The sequence below is a fragment of the Lentzea sp. NPDC060358 genome, assembly GCF_042725365.1.
In the GTDB taxonomy this organism is placed as follows: domain Bacteria; phylum Actinomycetota; class Actinomycetes; order Mycobacteriales; family Pseudonocardiaceae; genus Lentzea.
On record NZ_JBHXCW010000295.1, the window covers coordinates 1 to 8,555 of the forward strand.

Genomic DNA, 8,555 nt, shown 5'->3' on the forward strand with positions numbered 1-8,555 from the left:
ACCCGGACGGCGCCTCCGTGCGGAAGTACGCGCCCGACTCGACGGACATCACGCCGATCGTCGACCACGCGGTCGAGCGCCAGGTCGCGCTCGACCGCTACCAGGCCATCAGGTCCTGAGGGCCTCGCGGAGCTTCACACGGGCGCCGGTCCTGAGCACGGCGTTCGCGTAGACCTTGCCGCCCAGCCAGGTGATCGCCGCGATGGCGACCAAGGCGAGCGCGACGGCCAGCAGCACCTGCCACGCCGGCGCGACGCCCAGCGCCATCCGGCCCGGCATCAGGATCGGGGCGAACGGCGGCAGCAGCGACAGCACCGTGACGGTGGTGCCGGACGGGCTGCCGATCATCAGGTTGATGCCGGCCACGAACGCCACGATGATCGTCATGCTGATCGGCGTCAGCACCGACTGCAGCTCCTCCTGCCGCGGCACGAGCGACGCGGCGGCCGCGAACACCGTGGCGTACAGGAAGAAACCGAGCAGGTACCAGAGCACGCCCGTCAGCAGCGCCGCCCCGCCGAGCGTCCCGACGTCGACGACGTCGAACGCCGACGAGAGCACCAGGCCCACCGACGAGATCACCAGCAGCTGCAGCAGGCCGACCGCGCCGAGGCCGATCACCTTGCCCAGCAACAACTGCCACGGCCGGACGGTCGCGAGCAGGATCTCCACGACCCGGCTGGACTTCTCCTCGACCACGCCCTGCGCGACCATCGTCCCGTAGACCAGCAGCGAGTAGTACAGCAGCGCGGCCACGATCAACCCGATGGCGAGGCGCTGACCTCGTTGCGGGTCAACGGGTTCCAGCGCCGTGACGGCCACCCTCGCGTTCGCGAGGCTCTCCGCGACCTCCTGCGGGGTGATGCCCGCCTCCGCGAGCTGCGCGGTCAGCACCTGCTGGCGCAGCACGTCGTTCAGCGCCGTCGTCAGCACCTCGTCGCCGGAACCCTTGACGATCATCTTCAGCTCGGGCGGCGCACCGGTCACCAGCGCGTCCAGCCCGCCGTCGCGGACCTCCTGCTCGGCGTTGCCCGCGGTCGTGACGTCGCGCGTCTCGACCTCGATGCCGAACGACTTCGCCTTCTCCTTCAACGGGTCCGCGAGCTGGGTCGCCTGGCCGGAGAGGCCGACGACGCTGTGCTGCCGGTCGTCGAACAGCACCGACTGCAGCACGACGTAGCCGGCGAGCACGGCGATGATCACCGCGGTGCCGACGAGGAACGACCTGGTGCGCACCTTCGTGACGAACTCGCGCTTCGCCACCAGCGCCACCGAACGCGACGACGTCATGAACTCCTGCTCTCGGTGGTCACGACGTTGCGGAACAGCTCGGTCAGCGCCGGGCGCTGGCGGGAGAACTCGTGCACGGGACCCGCGGCGAGCGCGGCGTGCAGGACGGTCTGGTCGTCGGTGCCGTCGGCGAGCTCGAGGACGCAGCGCGTCCCGTTCTCCTCGACCACCCGCACGCCCTCCAGCGTGGCAGCCCACCCGGTCGAGGGCGACTCCACGACCAGCCTGGCAGCCCCGCCGGAGCGGAGCTCGTCCACCGTCCCGCTCGCGACCATCGAACCGGCGCTCACGATGCCGACGCGGTCGCACAGCCGTTCGACCAGGTCGAGCTGGTGGCTGGAGAACACCACCGGCACCCCCGACGACGCCTTCTCGCGCAGGACCTGGCTCATCACGTCCACGGCGACCGGGTCGAGGCCGGAGAACGGCTCGTCGAGCACCAGCACGTCCGGCTCGTGCACCAGGGCGGCGGCCAGCTGGACGCGCTGCTGGTTGCCGAGGCTCAGGCGCTGGACCTCGTCCGTGCGGCGGTCGCGCAGCCCGAGGCGCGCGATCCAGTTCTCCGCGCTCGTGTGGGCGGAGTTCGTGCCCATGCCGTGCAGCTCGGCCAGGTAGACGAGCTGGTCGAGGACCTTCATCCGCGGGTAGAGCCCGCGTTCCTCCGGCATGTACCCGATCCGGCGGCGCGTGTCCAGGTCGACCGGTCTCCCGTTCCACCGCACCTCGCCGGAGTCGGCCGCGAGCACGCCCAGCGCGATGCGCATGGCCGTGGTCTTCCCGGCGCCGTTGCTTCCGACGAACCCGAAGAGCTCGCCCGCGCGCACGTCGAACGACATGTTCCGCAGGGCCACGACCTCCCCGTAGCGCTTGGAGATCCCGTCGATCTCCAGCACCCCCTCAGGCACGGTGCACCCCTTCGTTAGCCCGGATGGCGGTAATCCGACTCAAAGTATCGATGAGCAGGGAACGGGTGAAACGATACGGGCGTCTACGGCGAATCGAACGAACGACCAATTCACTCAACGGGGGTGACCATGCAGCCCATTGACCCGGACCAGTGGCTCGCGACGTACGGGGCCAGGATCGAGCAGGCGAAGCAGAACGCTGAGCAGGCCCGCGACCAGCTCGGAGGGGTGGGCGGGAGCGCCAGCTCGCCGGACGGCCTGATCACGGTGACGGTCAACGCCACGGGCGTGCTGACCGACCTCCGGATCAAGCCGGAAGCCCGCGGCATGGACCCCGGCGAGATCGCATCGGCAGTGCTCGCGGCCTCGACGAAGGCCCAGCGGGACGCCTCCGGTCGCGTCGTGCAGATCATGACGGACTTCGTCGGCGACAGCCCCGCGCTCGAGTTCGTGAAGGCGCAGATGCCGAACGGATACGCGGGCGACGGAACCGACGAGGAAGAACCGAAGTCGGAGTTGGAGCGCAAGGACACGCGGCCCGACGACGAGTACTTCACCAACCCGCCCGACGTCATGGCCTGAGTGCAGGAGGGGGTAGGCGATGCAGTCTTCACACTTCAACATCGATCTCGATGAGCTGAGATCCCACGCCGCGAGCGTGGACCGGCTCATGGAGAGGATGCGCAAGGCCACCGAGACGTGCGATCCCGGCGCGCTCACGACCGAGGCCTTCGGCGTCTTCCTCGGGTTCCTGGCCCAGAAGGTCCTCCAGGAGGCCGGTCTGTCGCAGGACGGGCTCGGCAAGGCCGCCAACTCGCTCATGGACATGGGCCAGGGCCTCAAGCAGACCATCGAGCAGTACGAGCAGGTCGACCTCGACAACATGTTCGGCTTCAAGGGAGGCCGGGGATGAACGCCCCCGCGACGCAGTCCAGCGGCCAGGACACCCAGCAGCTGATCAGCAACATCACGAACACCTACTCGGCCATCGAGCGGGGTGACTGGGTCAACGCGGGCCTCGGCATCGCGAACTCGGCCATGGGCATCGTCGGCATGGCCTCGAACCCGCTGAGCGGCTTCCTGTCCGCCGGGTTCAGCTGGGCCATCCAGCACGTCGACTTCCTGCGCGAGCCGTTCGACGTGCTGCTCGGCAGCCCCGAGTCGATCGCCAGGATGTCGCAGTCGTTCCAGAACGCCGGCAAGCAGGTCCACGAGATCGCCGCCGAGTACCAGAAGATCTGCGTCTCGCAGACCCGCGAGTGGCAGGGCAGGGCGGCCGACGGCTACCGCGCCGCCGCCAAGAAGCACGCGGGCGGCCTCGAGACGCTCGCGAAGTCCGTCGAGGGCATCGCGGGAGCGGTCAAGGGCGCCGGTGAGCTGGTCGGCACCGTCCGCAAGATGATCATGGACCTGATCAGCCAGGCCGTGTCCGACATGGTCATGAAGATCATCCAGTGGCTGGCGGCGTCGTTCCTGACCTTCGGCGCGGCCATCGCGGGCGCGATCGCGGACATCGTCACGACCGCGGTCAACTACGCGAAGAAGCTGGCCGACTTCCTGCAGAAGCTCGTCGGCTCCGTGCAGAAGCTGATGAACCTCATCAAGCAGGTCACCAACATCGCGAAGATCGCCGAGCAGGTCATCGACGCGATCTCCTCGATGGCGAACACGGGCAAGGGCGGCGGCGGCATCAGCCGGCCGACCGCCGGCGGCTTCGACGGCCTCGGCAGCTCCGAGCAGGACCGGGCCCACGGCGGCGCCGGCGGCACGTTCACCAGCGGCGTGAGCGGCGCGGCGCCCGGCCGCAACACCGGTGGCGACGGCCTGAGCAACGTCCGCCCTGGCTACCAGGGCGGCGACGCGACCGGCTGGCAGGGCCCCTACGGCCAGGGAGCGGGTGTCGGCGCCGGTCCGTCCGTCCGGCCGATCTACACGCCTCCTGGCGCCTCACAGGGCGGCGCGGGCGGTGGCGCCGGTGGCGGTGCGGGTGGCGGTGGCGGCCAGGTCGGCTCGCCCTACACCCCGTCCGGTGCCGGTGGTGGCGCCGGTGGCGGAGCGGGCACGGGCACCGGTCCGGGTCGCTGGGTGCCGGGCCACTGGGAGCCGGACACCACGACGGCGGCCGGCGGCGGCGTGGCCAAGCCCCCGTCGATCGGCACCGTGCCGACGATCGGCACCATGCCGACGACCGGGACCGGCGACTGGTACCGCCCGACGACGACCGACCACAGCGCGTCCGCCTCGTCGGCGGCCGGCGGTGGTGGCGGTGGCGGAGGCGGCGGCATCCCCAAGGGCATGGGTGGCGGAGGCGGCGGCATGCCGGCGGGCCTCGGCGGCCCGGCCGGTGGTGGCGGCGCCGGTGGCACCGCGGCGACCCAGTTCGGCGGCGCGGCCGGTGTCATGCAGCAGGGTTCCACGGGGGGTGCGGCCGCGGCCGGCGCTCCCGCCGGTGGTGCCCCGCGCGGCCCCGGTGGTGGCGCGGGCGGCGGCATGATGGGCGGCATGCCCATGGGTGGCGCGGCCGGCGGCCAGCAGGGCGGCGACGGCGAGCACAAGCGGAAGGTGCGGATCGAGGGCGACGCGCTCGTCGAGCCGCCCAGGGCCGCGAAGCCGGTCATCGGCGAGTGAGAACTCCGCACTGATGTTCTTGCGCTGAGAACGGGGCGTCCCGCACGGGGCGCCCCGTTCTTCGTGCTCAGACCGCCGCGAGCAGCTTCGCGATCTCCGGCGCGGCCTTCGCGCGGTCGGCGGGCACCAGGCCGATGCGGGTGCGCCGGTCCAGGACGTCGTCGGCGTCCAGCGCGCCCTCGTGGGTGATCGCGTGGACGACGTCGGCCTCGGTCACGCCGGGGGCGATCGGCGTGGTCGGCGCGGGCCGGTCGTCGACCAGCCGGATGTCCTTGGTGCGGCACAGGACCTGCGTCAGGTTCGTCGCGTCGACCGCGTCCGCCGCCATCTTGCGGTAGGTGGTCAGCTTGCCGCCGACGACCGTGATCACGCCGTTGGGCGCCCTCAGCACCGCGTGATGGCGCGACAGGTCCGCCGTCGTGCCCTCGGCCTCCAGCAGCGGGCGCAGGCCCGCGTAGCTGCCGATCACGTCCGCCCGCGTCAGGTCCCGCTGCAGGACGGCGGAAGCGGTCCGGAGCAGGAAGTCCACGTCGGAGTCCGGGACGCCGGGCACGTCCGGGATCTCGTCGACCGGCTCGTCGGTGAGACCCAGGTACGCGCGGCCGTTCGCCTGGGGCAGCAGGAACGCGTAGCGGTTGCGCTCGCCGGACACCGGGATCGTCAGCGCGGTGCCGGTGAGCCCGGCGGCCCGCGCGTCCACGACGAGGTGCGAGCCGCGCGACGGGCGCAGCCGCACGGGCGCGAGCGAGCCGGCCCAGACGCCCGTCGCGTTGATCACGGCCCGCGCCCGGACGGTGAAGGTGGTGCCGGTGAGCGTGTCCTGGGCTTCGGCGCCGTCGCCCTGCAACGCCAGGACCTTCGCGCGCGTGAGGATCTTCGCCCCGTACCCGGCGGCGGTGCGGGCCAGCGCCACGACGAGCCGGGCGTCGTCGACGAGCTGGCCGTCGTAGTTGAGGAGACCGCCGGTGAGGTTCGCCGGGTCGAGTCCGGGAACCAGCGCCAGCGCCTCGTGCTTGGGCACCCGGCGCGGCCGCGGCAGCACCGAGGCCGGTGTGCCGGCGGCGATGCGCAGCGCGTTGCCCGCCTTCAGCCCGGCCATCACGAAGTGGTTCGAGCCGGCGTGCAGCGGGAAGAGCATCGGCAGCGTGCGGGTGAGGTGCGGTGCCGTCCTGGTCATGAGGACGCCGCGCTCGACCGCGCTCTCGTGGGCGAGCAGCACGTCGCCCCTGGCGAGGTAGCGCAGCCCGCCGTGGACGAGCTTGCTGGACCACCGCGACGTCCCGAACGCCAGGTCGTGCGCCTCCAGCAGGACGACCCTCAGCCCGCGCGAGGCCGCGTCGAGCGCGACACCGGCGCCGGTGACCCCGCCGCCGACCACGAGCACGTCGGCGACCTCCCGCGGGGCCGCTTCGAGGTCCTGCTGCCTGCGGGTGGCGTTCAGGGACGTGTTCACGGCTTCAGCGCTCCGTCCAGCTGCTTCGCCAGCTCCTCGATCAGCGGGACGAAGTCGAGCCCGGACGTGGCGGGCCGCGTCGACAGCACCATCGACTGCGTGGTCAGCAGCACGATGCGCGCCTGCGTCTTGGCGTCGCCGAACCGGATCGACCCGTCCACGTGCCCCGCCTCGATCTGCCCGACGAGGAACTGCTCGACCAGCCGCTGCGTGCTGCCCAGGCGGTCGGTGAGGTACGGGAGCATCAGGTCGGCGTCGAGCTGCAGGACGCGCTGCATCAGCGGGTTCGACGACAGCAGCCGGATGGCGTCGATGGACCGCCGGATGAGCTGCTCGCGCGCGTTGCCCTCCCTGGTGGCGTTCTCGACCGCCTCCAGCAGCGTGGCGAACTCGCGCGTCATCAGCGCTCGGACCAGGTGGTCCACGTCGGGGTAGCGCCGGTAGAGCGTCATCCGGCTGACGTTGGCGCGCTTCGCCACGTCGGTGAGGGTCGTTCTGCGCACTCCCACTTCGAGCACGCACTCGCGGGTGGCGTCGAGCAGGGCGTCGTGGGTGTGACGTTGGGACGTCATGTGTAACACTGTAGCAGTGACCAGGGCCAGATGGACTGCTGAGACGACACCGTTGCCCGAGCACGCGCTGTCGTGGCTCAGCACGCGGATCGGGCTGGGGGAACCGCTGCCGGAGGTACCGGTCGAGGTGCCCGAGTCCTCGCTGTCCGCGGACGCGTTCACGGCGCTGGAGGCGGTGAGCGCGGTGTCCCTCGACGCCGCGGACCGCCTCGGACGGGCCGGCGGGTTGTCCTACCTCGACCTGCTGCGGCATCGGGGGCACGGGACCCCGGCGGTGCCCGACGCCGTGGTGCGGCCCGCCTCGCCCGAGGAGGTCGCCGAGGTGGTGAAGGTCTGCGTCGAGCACGACCTCGCCGTGGTGCCGTTCGGCGGCGGGACCTCGGTGGTGGGCGGGGTCGAGGCCCTGCGCGGGTCCAAGCCGGCTGTCGTGGCCCTCGACCTGGCCGGGCTCGGGGCGCTGGTGTCCGTCGACCCGGTTTCCCGGGTGGCCGTGTTGCAGGCCGGGGTCACCGGGCCCGAGGCCGAGCGGTTGCTGGGAGAGCACGGGTTCACGCTCGGGCACGTGCCGCAGTCGTTCGAGCGGGCGACGATCGGCGGGTTCGCCGCCACCCGGTCCGCCGGGCAGGCCTCGTCCGGGTACGGGCGGTTCGAGGACATGGTGGAGTCGGTCCGGCTCGCCACCCCGGTGGGGGAGTGGGTGGTCGGTGCCGCTCCCGCTTCCGCTGCCGGGCCTGATCTGAAGCAGCTGGTTCTCGGCAGCGAAGGGGTGTTCGGGGTCATCACCGAGGTGTCGGTCCGGGTTCGGCCGCGGGCCGTTGCTCCTCGGTACGAGGGCTTCGTGGTCGACGGGTGGGAGGCCGGGGTCGATCTCGTCCGCACTCTCGCCCAGGCCGGGGCCCTCGCCGATGTGACCCGGTTGTCCGATGTGGACGAGACGGAGGTCGCTCTCGCCCTCGCCGGCTCGCGGGCCGGCGTCGTGCGGAAGTACCTGCGGTTGCGCGGGGTCCGGCAGCCCTGCCTGGTGATCCTCGGGTGGGAGTGCCGGTCTCGTTCCGCGACGATGTCCGCCTTGCGCGGGAAGAAGTTCGTTCGGCTCGGGCGGGCGATGGGGGCTTCCTGGGTGCACGGGCGGTTCAACGGGCCCCGGCAGCGGGATGCCCTGCTGGACGCCGGGATCTGTGCGGAGACGCTGGAGACCGCTACCCGGTGGTCCGCTGTTTCCGCGCTCCGGGAAGCTGTTCGGGAGGCCTTGCGTTCCGAGCTCGGGGATCCCGTGGTGATGTGCCACGTCTCGCATGCTTACGAGACCGGGGCTTCGTTGTACTTCACCGTTCTGGTGCCCCGGGATCTCCAGGATCCCGTGGGGCAGTGGGAGCGGGCGAAGGTCGCCGCTTCCGATGTTGTCTCCCGGATGGGCACCATCACCCACCACCACGCCGTGGGGCGGGATCACCGGGCGTGGCTGGAGGCCGAGGTCGGCGGGATCGGGGTGGGTGTGCTGCGGGCGGTCAAGGCCCGGCTCGACCCGACCGGGATCTTGAACCCCGGGAAGTTGATCTGATCGGGGCCGGCTGCTGTTTCGCGCTTTCCCCCGGCGCGCGGGCCCCCGGCGATCTGGTGGATTCCAGGGGTCGTTGCAACGCGGGTGATCAACTGGCGTGGGTCAGGAGTTTAGCCATGCGTTCGGCTGGGGTGTCCCAGCCGAGC

General features: G+C 71.6%; 8 protein-coding genes. 4 read left to right on the forward strand and 4 right to left on the reverse strand.

The genetic code is table 11. From position 1 onward, the window contains the following. Positions 1–108 precede the first annotated feature (108 nt). A complete protein-coding gene (locus ACFWGZ_RS36715; RefSeq protein ID WP_382456195.1) occupies positions 109–1,290 on the reverse strand; it encodes an ABC transporter permease in 1,182 nt (393 codons plus the stop codon). Continuing rightward, entirely contained in the window at positions 1,287–2,195 is a 909-nt protein-coding gene (locus ACFWGZ_RS36720) for an ABC transporter ATP-binding protein (RefSeq protein ID WP_382456196.1), read from the reverse strand. The genes ACFWGZ_RS36715 and ACFWGZ_RS36720 overlap by 4 nt, the downstream gene beginning before the upstream one ends. 129 nt (positions 2,196–2,324) lie before the next feature. On the opposite strand from ACFWGZ_RS36720, the gene ACFWGZ_RS36725 reads away from it, so the two are divergent. From ACFWGZ_RS36725 to ACFWGZ_RS36735, 3 genes are read left to right on the forward strand one after another with little or no spacing between them, the layout of a single operon-like run. Further along, positions 2,325–2,777, forward strand: coding sequence for a YbaB/EbfC family nucleoid-associated protein (locus ACFWGZ_RS36725; protein WP_382456197.1), 453 nt, complete (start codon positions 2,325–2,327; stop codon positions 2,775–2,777). Positions 2,778–2,796: 19 nt separating this feature from the next. Beyond that, a complete protein-coding gene (locus ACFWGZ_RS36730) occupies positions 2,797–3,108 on the forward strand; it encodes a hypothetical protein (RefSeq protein WP_382420093.1) in 312 nt (103 codons plus the stop codon). Continuing rightward, the gene (locus tag ACFWGZ_RS36735; RefSeq protein WP_382456198.1) at positions 3,105–4,823 is read left to right on the forward strand and encodes a WXG100 family type VII secretion target; all 1,719 of its coding nucleotides are present in this window, start codon (positions 3,105–3,107) and stop codon (positions 4,821–4,823) included. The genes ACFWGZ_RS36730 and ACFWGZ_RS36735 overlap by 4 nt, the downstream gene beginning before the upstream one ends. Positions 4,824–4,890: 67 nt before the next feature. Here the strand turns inward: ACFWGZ_RS36735 and ACFWGZ_RS36740 are convergent, their stop codons facing one another. Continuing rightward, the gene (locus tag ACFWGZ_RS36740) at positions 4,891–6,276 is read right to left on the reverse strand and encodes a glycerol-3-phosphate dehydrogenase/oxidase (protein ID WP_382456199.1); all 1,386 of its coding nucleotides are present in this window, start codon (positions 6,274–6,276) and stop codon (positions 4,891–4,893) included. Then, positions 6,273–6,848 (reverse strand): TetR/AcrR family transcriptional regulator, encoded by a 576-nt coding sequence (locus ACFWGZ_RS36745; RefSeq protein ID WP_382456200.1) that lies wholly within the window; start codon positions 6,846–6,848, stop codon positions 6,273–6,275. Before ACFWGZ_RS36745 ends, ACFWGZ_RS36740 begins: the two co-directional genes overlap by 4 nt. Between ACFWGZ_RS36745 and ACFWGZ_RS36750 the strand changes: the two genes are divergently transcribed. Further along, entirely contained in the window at positions 6,847–8,409 is a 1,563-nt protein-coding gene (locus tag ACFWGZ_RS36750; protein ID WP_382456201.1) for an FAD-binding oxidoreductase, read from the forward strand. The two genes, ACFWGZ_RS36745 and ACFWGZ_RS36750, sit on opposite strands and share 2 nt — an antisense overlap. The last annotated feature ends 146 nt before the right edge of the window (positions 8,410–8,555 follow it).